A 16818-nucleotide genomic window follows, 5' to 3' on the forward strand; every position below is an offset into this window, starting at 1 on the left:
GCGCTGCTGGCATAGCCTAGCCCGATTCTGGGCCCTTACCATGCAAATTAGCATAGGTCCGCCAATTGCGGTCAAATGGTGACTTGGGTGCCGACTTCAACCACCCGCCCGGTGGGAATCTGGAAATAGTCGGTAGCGTCATTGGCGGACCGGCTCAGCGCAATGAAGAGATGGTCCTGCCAGAGCGGCATGCCCGATTGCGCCGAGGCCTTCAGCGACCTCCGCGACACGAAGAACGACGTCGACATGATGTCGAACTGCCAACCCTGCTTGCGCGCGATCGCGAGCGCCTTGGGCACGTTCGGCTGCTCCATGAAGCCGAAGCGCAGGCGGACCTTCGAGAATTTGTCGCTGATCTTCTCCATGCGGAACCGCTCCGACAGGTCGACCCGCGGCGTATGCGCGGTCTCGATGGTCAGGATCACGTTGTGCTCGTGCAGCACCTTGTTGTGCTTGAGATTGTGCAGCAGCGCGGTCGGCACGAAGGCAGGGTCGCTGGTCAGGAACACCGCGGTGCCCTTGACGATGTGCGGCGGCCGCTTCTCCAGGCTCCGGATCAGATCGTCCAGCGGCACCTCGATCCGGCGCGTCTTCTGGATCAGGATTCCCGAGCCGCGCCGCCAGGTCCAGATCGTCCCCGCCATGAGCACGCCGAACAGCAGCGGCACCCAGGCGCCTTCGAGCAGCTTGAGCAGGTTGGCGCTGAAGAAGCTCATATCGACCACGACGAAGGGCACGATGACGGCAGCGGCAGTGGCGGCGCGCCAGTTCCACAATTTCCAGATCACGACGAAGCCCATGATGCCGTCGGCGACCATGGTGGTGGAGACCGCGATGCCATAGGCCGAAGCCAGATTGCTGGGGGTGTGGAACAGCAGCACCAGCAGCATCACGCCGATCAGCAGCAACCGGTTCACGCGCGGCAGATAGATCTGGCCAGCGTGAGTCTCGGAGGTGTAGCGAACCTCGAAGCGTGGCAGCAGGCCAAGCTGCACCGCCTGATAGACCAGCGAATAGGCGCCGGTAATCACCGCCTGGCTCGCGATCACCGTGGCGGCGGTCGCAAGCCCGACCAGCGGCAGCACCAGACCTTCAGGCACCATGCGATAGAAGGAATGCTCGATCGCGCTGGGATCGGACAGCACCAGCGCCCCCTGTCCGAAATAGTTGATCAAGAGCGCGGGCAGCACGAAGAACATCCAGGCCGATTGGATCGGCTTGCGGCCGAAATGACCGAGATCGGCATAGAGCGCCTCGCCGCCGGTCACCGCCAGGAACACGGCGCCGAGGGTCACAAGGCCGATCGTGCCGTGCGACAGCAGGAATTGCAGCGCGTAGTAGGGATTGATCGCCGCAAGCACCGAGGGATCGTCGGCGATGTGGACGGCGCCCATCACCGCAAGGCAGGTGAACCAGACCACCATCACCGGCCCGAAGGCGGAGGCCACCAGCGCCGTACCCTTGCTCTGGACCGCGAACAGCAGCGCCAGGATGAGAACGGTGAGCGGCACGACATAGTGCTCGAACGCGGGGGTTGCGAGCTTGAGGCCTTCCACCGCCGATAGCACCGAAATCGCCGGCGTGATCATGGAATCGCCGATGAACATGGAGGCGCCGACCACGCCGAGCGCGAGCAGGAACCAGCTCCGCCACCCTAGCGCGCGCTGGCCGAGCGCCATCAGCGAGAGCGTGCCGCCCTCCCCGTTGTTGTCGGCGCGCAGCAGCAGCAGGACATATTTGGCAGTGACGACAATCAGGAGCGCCCACAGGATCAGCGAGAGTACGCCGAGCACCATGACCCGTGAGACCGGCTCGCCATGCGCCGCCCCCCTGACGGCCTCGTGGAATGCGTAGAGCGGCGAGGTGCCGATGTCGCCGAAGACGACGCCGATGCTCCCGAGCGTGAGGGACCAAAAGCCCGAGGTGACCGGCCCTTCCTGGGTCTCAGTCGATGTGATGCTCGCCGTCATGAGGGTGGAAAACGCTTCGTCCCTGAATTTGATCCGGCGCCTTTTGACGCTTCCGGCGCGCCTGTCAATCGGCACCCCACCTTAGCAGGTTAGCAGGCGCCGAGGCGGATGCTGTGACGGCGCAGCCACGCCGTCACCTGCGCGACGACATGCCTCAGGTAAGATGGTAACGCAAGAGACCTACGGCTTCAGATTCGGCGGCAGCGGCGGATCTTCGCGCATCAGGGTGATGGTCACCCGCCGGTTGGCTGCGAGCGAGGGATCGTCCGGAAACAGCGGCTGGGTGTCCGCCTTGCCGGAAACAGCGAAGATGTGCGACGGCGGCAAGCCCTCGCGTTCGAGGATCTGGCGCACGGCATTGGCGCGGTCGGCCGACAGATCGAAAGCGCCGTAGTCGCTGCGGACCGGCACGAAACCCGCCGCGGTGTGGCCGGCGATGGAGACGCGCAGCGGCGTCGCCTTGAGCGGGACAGCAAGCTTCTCGACCAGGCGGCGGGTGCGGTCATACGGCACCTTGGAGCCGTCGGCGAACATCGAGCGGCCGTCCTGGTCGACGATCTCAAGGTTGAGGCCCTGCTTGGTCTCCTCGAACATGATGTGCTTGGACATCTCGGTCAGTTCCGGCATGTCCTGCAACGCCTGGCGCAGCGAGGCCGCAGCGAGCGCGAAATTGCGGTCGACCTTGATCTTCGCCCCCGAGGTGCGGTCGCGATCCTCCTGGTCTGGGGTCGGCGTGTTGGAGGCGTCCTCGGGCTGGATGTGGTCGACGTTCTTCAGCCGCGGACGGGTCGGCAGACCGTCGGACTCGACGATGCCGGCATAGCGCGCCTCGCTCTGCACGCCGAAGGCGTCGCGCATCGATCCGGCGACGATCTTCAGCTTGTTGGCATCCTGGGTCGAGAAGGCGACGAGCATCACGAAGAAGCTCATCATCAGGCCCATCAAGTCGGCGAAGGTCACGAACCAGCCGTGACCGCCGCCATGCGCATCGCCGCGTTTCTTCTTGGCCATGGCCTAGATCCCGGTGCGCGCGATCAGGCCGGCACCGGCTCACCCTCGGCGTGACGATGCTTCTCCGGCAGATAGGCCAGCAGCATTTCACGCACCAGGGTCGGGCTCTTGGAGTCGCGGATCATCAGGATGCCGTCGATGATGAGGGTGCGATTGGTCTCTTCATCGAGCAGCTTGCCGTGCAGCTTGTCGGCGATTGGCAGACAGAACAGGTTCGCAACCAGCGCGCCGTAGAGGGTCGCGAGCAGCGCGGTCGCCATGAACGGGCCGAGCTTGGAGGGATCGGTCATGTTCGCGAACATCTGCACCATGCCGATCAGCGTGCCGATCATGCCGAAGGCCGGGGCGCAGTCGCCGATGGCGCGATAGATCTTGCTGCCCTCGTCCAGGTGCATCAGGAAGTTGTCGCGGTCGCGCTCGAGATTATCGCGGATGAAATCGAGGTCGTAGCCGTCAGCGACGTAGCGGATGCCCTTGGCGAGGAAGGGTTCGTCGGTCTCGACCTTTTCGAGACCCACCGGGCCCTGCTTGCGGGCGATCTCGGCGATGCGGGCGAGCTCGTCGACGAGGTCGTGGGCCGACAGGCGGCTCATGGTGAAGGCGAATTTGGCGCCGAGCGGAAGGCCATGCAGGAGCGCCGAGAGCGGGAAGCGGATCATGGTGGCGGAGATCGAGCCGCCGAAGATGATGATCATGGCATGTTCGGAGATGAACATGTGGAGATCGCCACCCATGAAGATCATCGCGGTGATGACGATGATGCCGGCCGTGAGCCCAACGCCCGTCATGATATCCATGGGAGACTCCAACGCGTACGCAACAACGGCCGTCCTGGCCGCTGGCGCGGCCCAACCCCGAACCGCGTCGGAAACCCTAGAGCGCCGCCCTTAAAGCCGCGTAAAGGTTAAGTCCGGACAGTATGGTACGCCGTGCCGCAGGCGCTGCGATGGCCGGCCGGCGGCAGGAATCTCAACATTTCGCTAACCATAACCGGCCGCGCTAGCATGATCCGGAAAAGTGTGCAGCGGTTTTCCGAAAAGATCATGCTCAAACAATAACCTAAAGCGCGATGACGATTCATCCTGATCTCATCGCGCTTTAGGGCGATAGCCCCGTCAGCTCCAGGCTGAGCGCGCGCAGGCGCTTGCGCGCGTCGGCATCGTAGGCCTGCGGATTTGCGCGTGCCTCGTTCATGCCGTTGAAGAACAATCCGCTTCTATCAGCGACGTCGTCGCCCTCGACGAGGTGCAGGATCGCCGCGCCACCTTGCTCCACCGTAGACATCGGCGTGATGCCGCCGGCGCGCACCATCGTGGTGTTCATGTAGGTTGCGGGATGCAGCGCGTTCACGGTGATGCCGGTGCCCTTCAATTCCTGCGCCAGATCGATCGTGAACATGATCTGCGCGAGCTTGCTCTGCGCATAGGCGCGCGAGCCACTGTAGCCCCTGGTGATCATGACGTCGTCGAAATCGATCGGGTGCTGGCCGAGCGAGGCGACGTTGACGATGCGCGACGGCGCCGCCGTCTTCAACAATGGCAGCAACAGATGGACGAGCAGGAAACCTGCGAGATAGTTCACGGCAAATCGCAGCTCGTGACCGTCGACACTGACCTGCCGGTGCGGCCCGTCATTCTGCGAGCCAATGCCGGCATTGCTGACCAGGACGTCGAGGCGCCGGTGGTCACGCTTCACGGCCTCCGCGAGCGCACGTGTGCCCGACATCGATGACAGGTCGGCCTGGTAGAAAGTCGGCGCGATACCGCCGGCCTTGACGATCTCGTCGCTCAACGTCTTCGCACGCGCCGCGTCGCGGCCATGAATCAGGACGCTCGCACCTTGTTCAGCCAGCCGGCGCGCAACGTAACGGCCGACGCCGTCGGTCGAGCCGGTGATCAGAACCGTTTTGCCCTTCATCCTCATTGCGCGTCCTCCGACTGCGGCCCTGCGTCACATCCGTGACGCGCCATCATGCGGTATTCTCCGGCTGTGCGGCATGCTCCATCGCAGGAGCCGATTTGCCATGTTGACGTTGTTCAGTCTTCTCACCGCGCTGCCCGCGGTGTTAGCGCTCCACCTGCTCGAGCCGGAACTGGTTCTGCCGGCATTCAGCGTCCTGCTTTTTGTCGAGGCCGGCTTCGCCGTGATCGCGGCGCGCTTGATTCATCTCCCGGACAATGCGGACAACATCACCCTGTGGGATCTTGCCGGCGGCTTCACTCTGATCGGATGCGCCGCCGCGGTGTTCGGCGAGCCGGATCAGGCCGCCCTGCTTCTGACGGAACAAGGCGACCCACGGCCGGCATCGCCGCCGTAGGCGGCTTCGTCACGGGTTTAGTGAATCTCCGCCGAGCGCTTCAGCGCGGCCTTGAGCTTCTCCAGCGAGAAGTCGGGACTGCGCGCGATCTCCAGGATCGGCGTCTCGCGGCGGCCACAGAGCTCGGCGGCTTCGGGCAGCTTTGCCGCGACGTCGAGCGGAATCACGATGGCGCCGTGCTGGTCGGCATGGATCAGATCGTCCGACTTCACGGTCATGCCGGCGACGCGCACCTCGCCGCCAAAGCTCTCGGCATGCACCCAGGCATGCGAAGGACCGATCGAGCCGGCGAGCGCCTGGAAGCCAGGGGCCCATTGCGGGATGTCGCGGATCGAGCCGTCGGTGATGACGCCGAGACAGCCGAGCGCCTTGTGCACGTTGCTCTGCACCTCGCCCCAGAACGCGCCGTAGCCGACATCAGGACCGTCGATGTCCTGGATCACCGAGATGCGCGGACCGTGGCCGGTGCCGACATATTCGTAATAGTCGATGCGGCGCTTGGACTGCTCCTCGGCGGGAAGCGAGGATTTCAGCACCGAGCGGATCGCGACCGTGCGGGCATAGCCGACGATCGGCGGCAAATCGGGGAACGGGCAGACCAGCTGCTTGGTGGTGTAGCCGATCAGCCGCCGCTCCGGCGCCACGATCTCCATGGCATTGCAGATCGTCGGCGTGTCATAGCGGCCCAGCGCTTCGAGGACGGAAGCGGGCAGCGGCCCGGTCGCGGAATTGGTCACGGCGTTCTCTCCCACATTGGCGGCCGCTGTTGGCGCGGTGCCGCCGGCACAGGGCGATATAGCCGAGATCAGGCTTCAACCCAACTCGGCGCGCCTCATGGCAGATATCCGCGTGTGGCCGCTTAGTGCAGCCGTCCGGGCCGGTCGTCGTCGTGCGGCGGCTCCGACAAATTCGCCAGCGTCGGTGCCGAAGGCGGTGATGCGACCTCGCCTCCCGCCGGCGCGGTGGTTTCCATCGCACGCGCCTGATCGCGGTAGGATTTGTAGCCGAGCGGCAGGCAGAGCAGATAAAGCACCGTGCCGATCGACAGCACGTGCCAGGGATAGGCGATCAAGATCGCAATAAAGACGATGACGGCGACGAACGCCGGCAGCACCAGTTCCGGCGGCACGCGCATGCGCTTGGTCTTGCCCGAAAACACCGGCAGGCGCGACACCATCAGGAAGGCGATCAGAAGTGTATAGGCTGCAGTTACCGCCGCGGGCCAGCGCCCGAGATCGAGGAACGCGACATAGATCGGCAGCAGCACGGTGATCGCGCCGGCCGGCGCCGGCACGCCGGTGAAGAAATTGGCGGCGAAGGCCGGCTTGTTGGGATCGTCCATGGTGGCGTTGAAGCGCGCCAGGCGCAGGCCGCCGGAGATCGCGAACACCATCGCGGCGATCCAGCCGGCATTGCCGAGCTCGTGCAGCTGCCAGAAATACAGCATCAGGCCGGGCGCCACGCCGAAATTGACGAAATCGGCGAGGCTGTCGAGCTCGGCGCCGAATTTGGACTGGCCCTTGATCATGCGCGCGATGCGGCCGTCGATACCGTCGAGCGCGGCCGCGAACACGATGGCGTAGACGGCGAGCGACATCCGCCCCTCGATCGACAGCCGGATCGAGGTCAGGCCGGCGCAGATCGCCAGCAGCGTGATGACGTTGGGCACCAGCATCCGCACCGGAATCGGACGGAACCTCCGCCGGCGCGTGTCAGGATCTCTCAAATCGTAGGGCGTCATGGCTCGTCCTCACCTCAAGGCGAGATATAGCAAGCCGCGCTCCCCTCCGCCATTGCGGCGGAAGGGCCACATGCACCGACTATTGGTTAATTGGCGCGATAGCTGCGGCTCGGGTCATCCCCGGCAAGATCGGCCAAAATCGTCTCGCCGGCGATCGCGGTTTGCCCTTCGGATACCAGCGCCTTGGTGCCAACAGGCAAATAGACGTCGAGGCGCGAGCCGAAGCGGATCAGCCCGAAGCGCTCACCGGCACCGATCGCCTGCCCCTCCTTGACGAAGCAGACGATGCGCTTGGCCACGAGGCCGGCGATCTGGATCACGCCGATCCGCGCCGTCGGTGTCGTGATCACCAGAGAGTTGCGCTCATTGTCCTCGCTCGCCTTGTCCAGCTCGGCATTGATGAACAGGCCGGGCCGGTAGGCGATGCGGTCCACCCTGCCCGCTACGGGAGCGCGATTCACGTGGCAGTTGAACACGCTCATGAACACTGAGATGCGCGGCAATGGCCGGTCGCCGAGCCCGAGCTCGGCCGGCGGCAGCGCCATGGTGATCATCGAGATGCGGCCATCCGCCGGCGACACCACGAGCCCCTCGCGCACGGGCGTGACGCGGACAGGATCGCGGAAGAACAGCGCGCACCACACGGTCAGGATCGTGCCGATCCACCCCAGTGGGGACCACAGCCAGAACAGGATCAGGCTTGCCAGCGCAAAGCCGCCGATGAAGGGATAGCCCTCCTTATGGATCGGCGGAATCTGACGCTGGATCGAATCGAGAATGGACATCGCTCTCTGCCGCTGAAGGGTTGACGGCGCACGGGGCCGTCCCGCGCGGTGGAGTTGTTTAGGCCAGAGTTGGGACCGGAGACAAGGTCACTCCGCCGCCGCAGGCGCCGTCAGGGCGTCGTCGACGGGCGGCGGCTGCCGGTTGGGCGCCTCGCTGGCGTCGGCCATCTTGGCCAGTTTCTCCCGTGCCGCCTCGGCCTCGCGCTGCCTGTTCCACATGCTGGCATAGAGGCCGGCCTGCGCGAGCAGTTTTGCGTGCGTGCCGCGCTCGGCGATGCGGCCCTGATCCAGCACGATGATCTCGTCGGCGCCGACGATGGTCGAGAGCCGGTGCGCGATCACCAGCGAGGTGCGGTTCTTGGCGACGCGGTCGAGCGCGCCCTGGATCTCATGCTCGGTGTGGGTGTCGAGCGCCGAGGTGGCCTCATCGAGCACCAGGATCGGCGGGGCCTTGAGCACGGTGCGTGCGATCGCGACGCGCTGCTTCTCGCCGCCGGACAGCTTCAGGCCGCGCTCGCCGACCTGGGTCTCGTAGCCCATCGGCGCCAGGCGGATGAAATGATCGATCTGCGCCAGCCGCGCCGCCTCCTCGACTTCGGCATCGCTGGCGTCCCAGCGGCCGTAGCGGATGTTGTAGCGGATGGTATCGTTGAACAGCACAGTGTCCTGCGGCACCATGCCGATCGAAGCGCGCAGCGAACCCTGCGTGACCTCGCGAATGTCCTGGCCGTCGATCAGGATCTTACCGCCGGAGACATCGTAGAGACGGAACAGCAGACGCGAGATCGTCGACTTGCCTGCGCCCGACGGTCCCACGATCGCAACCGTCTTGCCGGCCGGCACCTCGAAGCTGATGCCCTTCAGGATCGGCCGCGTCGGCTCATAGGCAAAGCGCACGTCCTCGAAGCGCACCGTGCCGGCGGAGACGACCAGCGGCTGCGCATCGTGCGCGTCCTTGATCTCGGCCTCGCGGCCCAGCACACCAAACATCTTCTCGATGTCGATGATTGCCTGCTTGATCTCGCGATAGACCATGCCCATGAAGTTCAGGGGCTGGTAGAGCTGGATCATCATGGCGTTGACCAGCACGAAATCGCCGACCGTGTTGGTACCGTTGCGCACGCCGATCGCGCACATCAGCATGGTCGCGGTCAGACCGAGCGTGAAGATGACGGCCTGGCCGGTGTTGAGCACTGCGAGCGAAGTATAGGTGCGGACGCTCGCCTCCTCGTACCGCTCCACCGACTTGTCGTAGCGTCGTGCCTCGCGCGCCTCGGCGCCGAAATACTTCACCGTCTCGTAATTGAGCAGCGAGTCGATCGCCTTGGTGTTTGCCTCGGTATCGGAATCGTTCATCTTGCGGCGGATGCCGATCCGCCACTCGGTCGCGATGTAGGTGTAGTACATGTAGAACGTGACCGTGATCAGGGTCGCGACCACGTAGCGCCAATCGAACTGCCAGAGCAGCACGGCCATCAGCAGCGAGACCTCGACGATGGTCGGGATCAGCTGGAGGATCACCATGCGGACGATGACCTCGATGCCCTCGCGGCCGCGCTCGAGCACGCGCGTCAGACCGCCGGTCTTGCGCTCGAGGTGGAAGCGCAGCGACAGCTCGTGCATGTGAATGAAGGTGATGGTCGCAAGCTTGCGCACCGCATGCATGGCGACGCGCGCGAAGATGCCGTCGCGCCATTGCGTCAGCACCGCCATCAGGATGCGCATCGCGCCGTAGCTCGCGGTGAGTAGCAGCGGCGGGGCGATCACCCAAAGATGCCAATTGTCCGCCAGCACCGGCGCGGTGTTGGCGCCGGTCAGCGCATCCGTCGCCCATTTGAAGCTGAACGGCACGGCGAGCGTGATCAGCTTGGCGGCGAGCAGCAGCACCAGCGACCAGACCACCCGCATCTTCAGATCGAAGCGGTCGCCCGGCCAGATATAGGGCCACAGATGCGCCAACGTGCCCATCAGCGTGGCCCGCTCCAGTGGTCCCCCCGCAGGAGGATCAGGAACGTCGGCGCCGTCGAACGATTGAGGTTGGTCCATCAAGAAGCCTGAAAGCCCGCCGGATGCGGGCGTCGCTACCATTAACGATTTTCGTTCGTCATATAGAGCCTTCCCGATGTCCGCGCACCCCGCCAGATGGCGAATCTTTGATTGTTTGTCGCCATTTACCGGTAGATTTCCGGGTGATCCGAATCACCGATTGGGCTTGACGCCTCTTCGTTGCAATGCATCATGGCACCAATGAGCACAATCAAAACCGTCTGTGTCTATTGCGGCTCCGGCCCAGGAACCAATCCCCGCTTCACCGAAGGCGCCAAGGCATTCGGCAAGGCACTCGCCGAAAACAACATCCGCCTGGTCTATGGCGGCGGCTCGCTCGGCCTGATGGGCGCGGTCGCAACCTCCGTGCTCGATCACGGCGGCACCGTCACCGGCATCATCCCCGACTTCCTGCGGCTTCGCGAAAACGCGCTGACCCGCGTGCAAGAGATGATCGTCACCCCCGACATGCATGAGCGCAAGCGGCTGATGTTCGAACGCTCCGACGCCTTCGTGGCGCTGCCGGGCGGCGTCGGCACGCTGGAGGAGCTGGTCGAGCAAATGACCTGGAAGCAGCTCGGCCGTCACGCCAAGCCAGTGCTGCTCGCCAACATCGACAATTTCTGGGAGCCGCTGTTCTCGCTCTTGTCGCACATGCGCCAGACCGAGTTCATCCGCGCCGGCCTTTCGATCGACATCCTCAAGGCCGATCGGGTCGAAGAGATTCTGCCGAAGCTGAAGACGGCAGCCGCCCAGGTCGCTGAGGCAGAAAAGCAGCTCGCACCGGAAGTGGCACGCAGGCTTTAACGGCTACTCGCTCGGAAACGTCACCGCCTCGATCCGGTTACCGTCGGGGTCGGTGACGAAGGCCGCGTAATAGCGCACGCGATCGTGCGGGCGGATGCCCGGCGCGCCGTCGGAGGCACCACCGGCCGACAGCGCGGCGGCGTGAAACGCGTCGACCTCACCGGTCGTCTTCGCCCGCAGGCAGATGTGCACGCCGCTCTCCGGCGCGACGCGCGGCATGCCCTCGCGCAAGTTGATCCAGAACTCCGGATAGGCCTTGCCGAAGCCGATAGTCCGCGGCCGCGTCACGAGGCGCGTGAGACCGAGCGCGGCAAGCGCGGCCTCATAGAATTTCGCGGCGCGATCGAGATCGCTGACGCCGACGGAGATGTGGTCGATCATGCTGTCTCCCCACCCATCATTGCAGGCCTCTCCTCACTCTTCGCTGTCATCGCCCGGCACTTGACCGGGCGATCCAGTACGCCGTGACGCCAGTGCTTGAGTCGATAGGCCGCGGCGTACTGGATACCCGCTTTCGCGGGGTATGACAGCCGTCGGGGGGTCTACGTCGGCGCGCCCGACTTCACGAGCTTGTAGATCACCGAATCCATCAGCGCCTGGAACGAGGCGTCGATGATGTTCGGGGACACGCCGACCGTGGTCCAGCTGTCGCCGTTCTCGTCCTCGCTCTCGATCAAGACGCGCGTGACCGCGCCGGTGCCGCCGTTGAGGATACGCACGCGATAATCGATCAGTTTCAAGCCCTCGATGTACTTCTGGTACTTGCCGAGGTCCTTTCGCAAGGCGACGTCGAGGGCGTTGACGGGACCGTTGCCTTCGGCGGCCGAGATCAGATGCTCGCCGGCGACGTCGACCTTGACCACGGCCAAAGCGACGGTGACGCGCTCGCCGTGCGAATTGTAGCGCTGCTCGACATTGACGTCGAACTGCTCGACCTCGAAATAATGCGGCACCTTGCCGAGCGTCCGGCGCGCCAGAAGCTCGAACGAGGCGTTTGCGGATTCATAGGCGTAGCCCGCCGCCTCGCGTGCCTTCAACTCCTCGACGAGGCGCGTCAGCTTCGGATCGCTCTTTTCATAGGCGATACCGGCGCGATCGAGCTCCGCGATGACATTGGAGCGCCCGGCCTGGTCAGAGACCAGCACCTTGCGGTGATTGCCGACCAACTCCGGCAGAACGTGCTCGTAGGTCTGCGGATCCTTCAGCACGGCGGAGGCATGAATGCCGGTCTTGGTGACGAAGGCGCTCTCGCCGATATAGGCCGCATGCCGGTTCGGCACACGATTGAGCATGTCGTCGAGCGTGCGCGAGACTTTGACGAGCGTTGCCAGCTTCTCGGCCGTGACGCCGATCTCGAAGGCGTCGGCAAAATTCTTCTTCAGCTTCAGAGTCGGAATCAGCGAGCAGAGATTGGCGTTGCCGCAGCGCTCGCCGAGGCCGTTCAGCGTGCCCTGGATCTGCCGCGCGCCAGCGCGCACCGCGGCGAGCGAATTGGCCACCGCCTGCTCGGTGTCGTTATGGGCGTGGATGCCGACGTGATCGCCGGGAATGTGCTTCGTCACCTCGGTGACGATGGCCTCGACCTCATCAGGCATGGTGCCGCCATTGGTGTCGCACAGCACCACCCAGCGCGCGCCGGCCTCATAGGCAGCCTTGGCGCAGGCGAGCGCGAACGCCGCGTCTTCCCTGTAGCCGTCGAAAAAGTGCTCGCAGTCGAGCATGACCTCGCGGCCGGCGGCCTTCGCGGCCGCAACGCTGTCGCGGATCGAGGCGAGGTTTTCCTCCTTCGTCGTCTCCAGCGCGACGCGCACCTGATAGGCCGATGACTTCGCCACGAAGCAGATCGCGTCGGCCTTTGCTTCCAGAAGCCCGGCGACGCCGGGATCGTTGGAGACCGAGCGCCCGGCCCGACGCGTCATGCCGAAGGCGGTGAAGCGCGCATGGGCGAGCTTTGGCTTGGTCGCAAAGAATTCGCTGTCGAGCGGATTGGCGCCGGGATAGCCGCCCTCGACATAGTCGATGCCGAGATCATCGAGCATCGCCGCGATAACCTGCTTGTCGGCCAACGTGAAATCGACACCGTTGGTCTGCGCGCCGTCGCGCAGCGTGGTGTCGAACAGATAGAGACGCTCCTTGCTCATTGCGGCGCTCCGAGCGTCTTCTTCATGGTGGTGTTGGCAAGCCACTCGTCGCCCATGGTGACGCTGTTGCGCTGCTGGGCGGTGTAGCCGCGCTTGGCGAAGAAGCCCTGCGCGGTGTCGCTGGCGTCGACCGAGAGGCTCGTCGCACCGCGGCCGCCGGCAAGCTTCTCCAGCGCATCAACCAGCATGGTCGCGACGCCCTGCCCGCTCACTCCCGGATGCACATAGAGCATGCGGATGTGATCGTTGCCGCGCAGCGAGGCGAAACCGATGGGCGAGCCTTCCAGCGTCGCGACCAGGGTCAGGTCGGCGGCGAGCCGCTTGCCGAACTCTTCGCTTTCCGCCGTCTCCATCCAGGCCTGCTGCTGCGCCTCGCTATAGTCGTCACCGGTCAGCTCCTCGATGCTGGCGGCGAAGATCGCGGCGAGCACCGGCACATCATCAGGCAGGAACGGCCGCAAGCCGGGTTTTGGCAAAGTCTGTCCCATCGGTCTTCACCACATCCCATAGAGTTTCAGCACCAGCGCCACGGCGCCCGCGAGCAGCGCGATCTTCAGTACGATGTAATAGAGCCAGTGCCGCGGAAAAGGCGTGTCGGGCCGCTTCATCGCGCAATCTCCCAAGTCGTACCCTCCTTGGAGTCCTTGATCGCAACGCCCATCGCGACGAGCAGATCGCGGATGCGATCGGACTCTCCGAAGTCCTTGCGGCTACGGGCGGCCGTTCGCTCCGCGATCAGGCGCTCGACTTCCTTCGCATCGATGCCGCTCGCCTGCTGCTTGCGGCCCTCCCATTGCGCTGCGCTCTCGGAGAGAAAACCGAGCAGCCGCAACGATCCAGCCAAGGCGTTCACGTCGCTGCCGCGCAGGCCGTGCAGCGCCGCGATCGCCAGGGACGTGTTGAGGTCGTCGAGCAGCGGCTCGACCACGGATGCCGCCGGCCTGCCGGGCTCGACGTCGGCTGCGACGCGATACCAATCGTCGAGCGTCTTGGCGCTCTCCTCCAGCGACTTCATGGTCCAGTCGATCGGCGAGCGGTAATGCGTCTTCAGCATGTTCAGACGCAACACCTCGCCCGGCCAATCCTGCAGCAGCTCATGGATGGTGATGAAGTTGCCGAGGCTCTTCGACATCTTCTCACTCTCGACCTGGAGGAAGCCGTTGTGCATCCAGTAGTTCGCCATGCGCTGCTGGTGGAAAGCGCAGCAGGTCTGCGCGACCTCGTTCTCGTGATGCGGAAACACGAGATCGATGCCGCCGCCATGGATGTCGAAATGCTCGCCGAGGTGCTTCCAGGCCATCGCCGAGCACTCGATGTGCCAGCCCGGGCGTCCTTGCGCGGCGATGCCGGCCGGCGACGGCCATGACGGCTCGCCGGGCTTGGACGGCTTCCACAGCACGAAGTCGGTATTGCCCTTCTTGTAGGGCGCGATATCGACGCGGGCGCCGGCGACCACTTCGTCCAGCGAGCGATTGGACAGCGCGCCGTAGCGCGGCAGGCCTGCATTGGCCGCGTTCATCGCCTGCGGCGAGAACAACACATGATCTTCGGCGACATAGGCAAAGCCGCCGGCGACGAGCTTCTCGATGATCTCGCGCATCTCGCCGATATGCTCGGTCGCGCGCGGCTCCACGCTCGGACGTAGCGCGCCCAGCGCATCGACGTCGGCATGAAACTGCCGGCCCGTCTGCTCCGTGACCTTGCGGATCGCCTCGTTCAGCGGCAGGCCGGGAAAATCCCGCGCGGCACGGTCGTTGATCTTGTCGTCGACGTCGGTGATGTTGCGGACATATTTGACATGCGCCTCGCCATAGAGATGGCGCAGCAGCCGAAACAGCACGTCGAACACGATCACCGGCCGTGCATTGCCGATATGGGCGAAGTCATAGACGGTCGGTCCGCAGACATACATACGGACGTTCTTCGCATCGAGCGGTACAAAGGTCCGCTTTTCCCGGCTCAACGTGTCGTAAAGGCGCAATTCCATATGGATACCCGTCGGCTGTTGGCCGGGCGTCCAGGGCTCTCAATGTTTTTTGAGAAAAGACGGCTCCAGCCAGCGAATCGCTAGCTCGTAATCTCGCGGCAAATGGCGCAAATGGCGAGGAGACCGTTCATGCGGCCACATATGGGCTATGAGGCGGCCCCGCGTCAAGAGAGCCGCGAAAACGCCGCTTTATCTCCGCAAAGCGCCCCGCTCGTCCTGACGGTTCATGATCCTTAACCATTTGAGCCCATTCTGGAACTGGCGGTTCCTTTTTGCCCCCCGGTGTTTTCATGCGATCCTTGCTCGCGCTCATTTTCGGCGCCTCCATCATTGCGGCATCCAGCGCTTGCGCCGAGACCCGCGTCTTCATCATCGCCAACCAGGCGGACGGCTACGGGGTCGACCAGTGCCTGGCCAAGGGCGACAAATGCGGCGCCTCCGTCGCGCGCACCTATTGCCAGTCACGGGATTTTGCCCAGGCCTCGGCCTATCGCCGGGTCGATCCCGACGAAATTACCGGCTCCGTCCCCAAATCCGGCGCAAACTGCTCCCATGGCCGTTGCGACGAATATGTCGCAATCACCTGCCAGCGCTGAATTCGCTCGGAGCTGGCGGACCTTAGGCCCAATCTTTGGCCCTTGAAACGACGTGACGATGCCGCAGGAAGCGGCTATTGGAGGGCGCGCTTCGGCCCTCCAAAGTCACTTGGAAAGTCACATTGGGCCGTGACCTCGCTAGAATGGCGGATATGCCTGAATTGTTGTCCCTGCCTCGTGCCCGCTTCCTCCTTGCCTGCACCCTGCTCCTGAGCACGGTCGTGCTCGCCACCGCCGCTTTCGCGCAGGCGGGCCCGCCGGGGCCGCCGCCTCAGCCCGGCCAGAACGGGCTCGGCCCCAATCCGATGTGCGTGCGGCTGGAAGGCCAGCTCGCCGCGCTCGACCGCGGCGGCGGCGGTGACCCCGCGCGCGAAGAGCAGATCCGCCGCTACCAGGATTCGCAGAGCCGTCAGCAGGCCGAGCTCGACCGCGTCACCATGCAGGCCAAGCGCATGGGCTGCGATTCCTCCGGCTTCTTCTCGCTGTTCAACGGCCAGTCGGCGCAATGCGGCCCGGTCAACACCCAGATCCAGCAGATGCGCGCCAATCTGGACCAGATCACCGGCAATCTCGAGCGGCTGCGCGGCGGCCCCGGCGGCTTCAGCCCCGAGCGCGATAACCAGCGCCGCTCAGTGCTGGCGGCGCTGGCGCAGAACAATTGCGGCCCCCAATATGCCAACGCTGCGCAATCACAGGGCGGCGGCAACTTCCTCAGCAATCTGTTCGGCGGCAACAGCGCGGGCAATCCGCAAGCCGTGCCGCCCGCCGATCTCGGCCCGCAATCCGGCACCTTCCGCACCGTGTGCGTGCGCACCTGCGACGGCGCCTATTTCCCGATCTCGTTTGCGACCGTGCCGGCGCGCTTCCCCGACGACGAGAAGACCTGCAAGGCGCTGTGCCCGGCCGCGGAAGCCGTGCTCTACACCCATCGTAATCCCGGCGAAGACATGAACTCGGCGGTCTCGATCGGCGGCCAGCCCTACACGGCGCTGCCGACCGCGTTCAAATTCCGCAGCGAGTTCAACCCGTCCTGCTCCTGCAAGGCCGCGGGCCAGACCTGGGCGGATGCGTTGAAATCGGCCGACGACAAGGCGGCGGCCGAGCAGCAGGGCGACATCATCGTCACCGAAGAGAGCGCCAGGAAGATGCAGCAGCAGCGGCTCAACAAGGGCACGCCTGCGAATGCCAAGAAGGGCGCAGCTCCGGCGCCGACGATGTCCACCGCGCCGGCCGCGCCGCCGCCGGCGGATACTGGCGCCCCTGCTAACTCCGAGAACAAGCCGATCCGCTCGGTCGGCCCGACCTTCCTGCCGCAGCAGCAGAAGTAGGCAGCCCTGCTTTTACTGTCATGCCCCGCGAAGGCGGGGCATACAGTACTCCGTGACGCCAGTCGTGCACACAAGCAGCGCCGCAGGGT

The 16818-nt window shown here is 64.7% G+C and carries 15 protein-coding genes and 1 pseudogene; 4 read left to right on the forward strand and 12 right to left on the reverse strand.

From position 1 onward, the window contains the following. Positions 1 to 71: 71 nt before the first annotated feature. The 4 genes from BLV07_RS19960 to BLV07_RS19975 form a co-directional block, all read right to left on the reverse strand. On the reverse strand, positions 72 to 1970 hold the full coding sequence (locus tag BLV07_RS19960; protein WP_176945646.1) for a potassium transporter Kup: 1899 nt from the start codon (positions 1968 to 1970) through the stop codon (positions 72 to 74). 180 nt (positions 1971 to 2150) lie between these two features. After that, positions 2151 to 2981 carry an OmpA/MotB family protein gene (locus BLV07_RS19965; protein ID WP_091888688.1) on the reverse strand — a complete coding sequence of 277 codons (831 nt, stop codon included), beginning with the start codon at positions 2979 to 2981 and terminating at the stop codon, positions 2151 to 2153. Positions 2982 to 3004: 23 nt separating this feature from the next. Continuing rightward, positions 3005 to 3778, reverse strand: a complete 774-nt coding sequence (locus tag BLV07_RS19970) for a motility protein A (protein ID WP_018645542.1) — start codon at positions 3776 to 3778, stop codon at positions 3005 to 3007. Between the two features lie 301 nt (positions 3779 to 4079). After that, positions 4080 to 4904, reverse strand: coding sequence for an SDR family NAD(P)-dependent oxidoreductase (locus BLV07_RS19975; RefSeq protein WP_091888690.1), 825 nt, complete (start codon positions 4902 to 4904; stop codon positions 4080 to 4082). A gap of 100 nt (positions 4905 to 5004) precedes the next feature. Here BLV07_RS19975 and BLV07_RS19980 point away from each other — a divergent pair, with 100 nt between their 5' ends. Beyond that, the gene (locus tag BLV07_RS19980; protein ID WP_091888691.1) at positions 5005 to 5298 is read left to right on the forward strand and encodes a hypothetical protein; all 294 of its coding nucleotides are present in this window, start codon (positions 5005 to 5007) and stop codon (positions 5296 to 5298) included. Between the two features lie 17 nt (positions 5299 to 5315). Here BLV07_RS19980 and BLV07_RS19985 read toward each other — a convergent pair whose 3' ends face one another. From BLV07_RS19985 to BLV07_RS20000, 4 genes and pseudogenes are all read right to left on the reverse strand, one after another. Further along, entirely contained in the window at positions 5316 to 6035 is a 720-nt protein-coding gene (locus BLV07_RS19985; protein ID WP_091888825.1) for an RraA family protein, read from the reverse strand. Positions 6036 to 6157: 122 nt separating this feature from the next. Then, the gene (locus BLV07_RS19990; RefSeq protein WP_091888693.1) at positions 6158 to 7039 is read right to left on the reverse strand and encodes a CDP-alcohol phosphatidyltransferase family protein; all 882 of its coding nucleotides are present in this window, start codon (positions 7037 to 7039) and stop codon (positions 6158 to 6160) included. Positions 7040 to 7125: 86 nt separating this feature from the next. Beyond that, positions 7126 to 7839: pseudogene (locus tag BLV07_RS19995) on the reverse strand (phosphatidylserine decarboxylase); the annotation flags it as partial. 72 nt (positions 7840 to 7911) lie between these two features. Next, the gene (locus BLV07_RS20000; RefSeq protein ID WP_091888696.1) at positions 7912 to 9870 is read right to left on the reverse strand and encodes an ABCB family ABC transporter ATP-binding protein/permease; all 1959 of its coding nucleotides are present in this window, start codon (positions 9868 to 9870) and stop codon (positions 7912 to 7914) included. Positions 9871 to 10071: 201 nt separating this feature from the next. Here BLV07_RS20000 and BLV07_RS20005 point away from each other — a divergent pair, with 201 nt between their 5' ends. Continuing rightward, a complete protein-coding gene (locus BLV07_RS20005) occupies positions 10072 to 10677 on the forward strand; it encodes an LOG family protein (protein ID WP_164934453.1) in 606 nt (201 codons plus the stop codon). 3 nt (positions 10678 to 10680) lie between these two features. Here BLV07_RS20005 and BLV07_RS20010 read toward each other — a convergent pair whose 3' ends face one another. From BLV07_RS20010 to cysS, 4 genes are all read right to left on the reverse strand, one after another. Continuing rightward, entirely contained in the window at positions 10681 to 11058 is a 378-nt protein-coding gene (locus BLV07_RS20010; RefSeq protein ID WP_091888700.1) for a VOC family protein, read from the reverse strand. Positions 11059 to 11219: 161 nt separating this feature from the next. Then, a complete protein-coding gene (gene cimA / locus BLV07_RS20015) occupies positions 11220 to 12818 on the reverse strand; it encodes a citramalate synthase (protein ID WP_091888702.1) in 1599 nt (532 codons plus the stop codon). Continuing rightward, a complete protein-coding gene (locus BLV07_RS20020; RefSeq protein ID WP_091888704.1) occupies positions 12815 to 13306 on the reverse strand; it encodes a GNAT family N-acetyltransferase in 492 nt (163 codons plus the stop codon). The genes cimA and BLV07_RS20020 overlap by 4 nt, the downstream gene beginning before the upstream one ends. Before the next feature lie 116 nt (positions 13307 to 13422). Then, positions 13423 to 14805 (reverse strand): cysteine--tRNA ligase, encoded by a 1383-nt coding sequence (gene cysS / locus BLV07_RS20025; protein ID WP_091888706.1) that lies wholly within the window; start codon positions 14803 to 14805, stop codon positions 13423 to 13425. Between the two features lie 290 nt (positions 14806 to 15095). Here cysS and BLV07_RS20030 point away from each other — a divergent pair, with 290 nt between their 5' ends. Both BLV07_RS20030 and BLV07_RS20035 read left to right on the forward strand, forming a co-directional pair. Further along, positions 15096 to 15401, forward strand: a complete 306-nt coding sequence (locus tag BLV07_RS20030) for a hypothetical protein (RefSeq protein WP_164934452.1) — start codon at positions 15096 to 15098, stop codon at positions 15399 to 15401. 143 nt (positions 15402 to 15544) lie between these two features. Further along, complete coding sequence (locus BLV07_RS20035) at positions 15545 to 16729, forward strand: DUF2865 domain-containing protein (protein WP_091888710.1); 1185 nt, start codon at positions 15545 to 15547, stop codon at positions 16727 to 16729. Positions 16730 to 16818 lie beyond the last annotated feature (89 nt).

Origin of the sequence: Bradyrhizobium sp. Rc2d (assembly GCF_900099855.1) — a bacterium.
Classification (GTDB): Bacteria; Pseudomonadota; Alphaproteobacteria; order Rhizobiales; family Xanthobacteraceae; genus Bradyrhizobium.

Excerpts from the sequence above, each read along its gene's own strand:
- BLV07_RS19960 (WP_176945646.1), bottom strand. The coding sequence starts at position 1,970 with ATGACGGCGAGCATCACATCGACTGAGACCCAGGAAGGGCCGGTCACC.
- BLV07_RS19965 (WP_091888688.1), bottom strand. The coding sequence starts at position 2,981 with ATGGCCAAGAAGAAACGCGGCGATGCGCATGGCGGCGGTCACGGCTGG.
- BLV07_RS19970 (WP_018645542.1), bottom strand. The coding sequence starts at position 3,778 with ATGGATATCATGACGGGCGTTGGGCTCACGGCCGGCATCATCGTCATC.
- BLV07_RS19975 (WP_091888690.1), bottom strand. The coding sequence starts at position 4,904 with ATGAGGATGAAGGGCAAAACGGTTCTGATCACCGGCTCGACCGACGGC.
- BLV07_RS19980 (WP_091888691.1), top strand. The coding sequence starts at position 5,005 with ATGTTGACGTTGTTCAGTCTTCTCACCGCGCTGCCCGCGGTGTTAGCG.
- BLV07_RS19990 (WP_091888693.1), bottom strand. The coding sequence starts at position 7,039 with ATGACGCCCTACGATTTGAGAGATCCTGACACGCGCCGGCGGAGGTTC.
- BLV07_RS20000 (WP_091888696.1), bottom strand. The coding sequence starts at position 9,870 with ATGGACCAACCTCAATCGTTCGACGGCGCCGACGTTCCTGATCCTCCT.
- BLV07_RS20005 (WP_164934453.1), top strand. The coding sequence starts at position 10,072 with ATGAGCACAATCAAAACCGTCTGTGTCTATTGCGGCTCCGGCCCAGGA.
- BLV07_RS20010 (WP_091888700.1), bottom strand. The coding sequence starts at position 11,058 with ATGATCGACCACATCTCCGTCGGCGTCAGCGATCTCGATCGCGCCGCG.
- cimA (WP_091888702.1), bottom strand. The coding sequence starts at position 12,818 with ATGAGCAAGGAGCGTCTCTATCTGTTCGACACCACGCTGCGCGACGGC.
- BLV07_RS20020 (WP_091888704.1), bottom strand. The coding sequence starts at position 13,306 with ATGGGACAGACTTTGCCAAAACCCGGCTTGCGGCCGTTCCTGCCTGAT.
- cysS (WP_091888706.1), bottom strand. The coding sequence starts at position 14,805 with ATGGAATTGCGCCTTTACGACACGTTGAGCCGGGAAAAGCGGACCTTT.
- BLV07_RS20030 (WP_164934452.1), top strand. The coding sequence starts at position 15,096 with ATGCGATCCTTGCTCGCGCTCATTTTCGGCGCCTCCATCATTGCGGCA.
- BLV07_RS20035 (WP_091888710.1), top strand. The coding sequence starts at position 15,545 with ATGGCGGATATGCCTGAATTGTTGTCCCTGCCTCGTGCCCGCTTCCTC.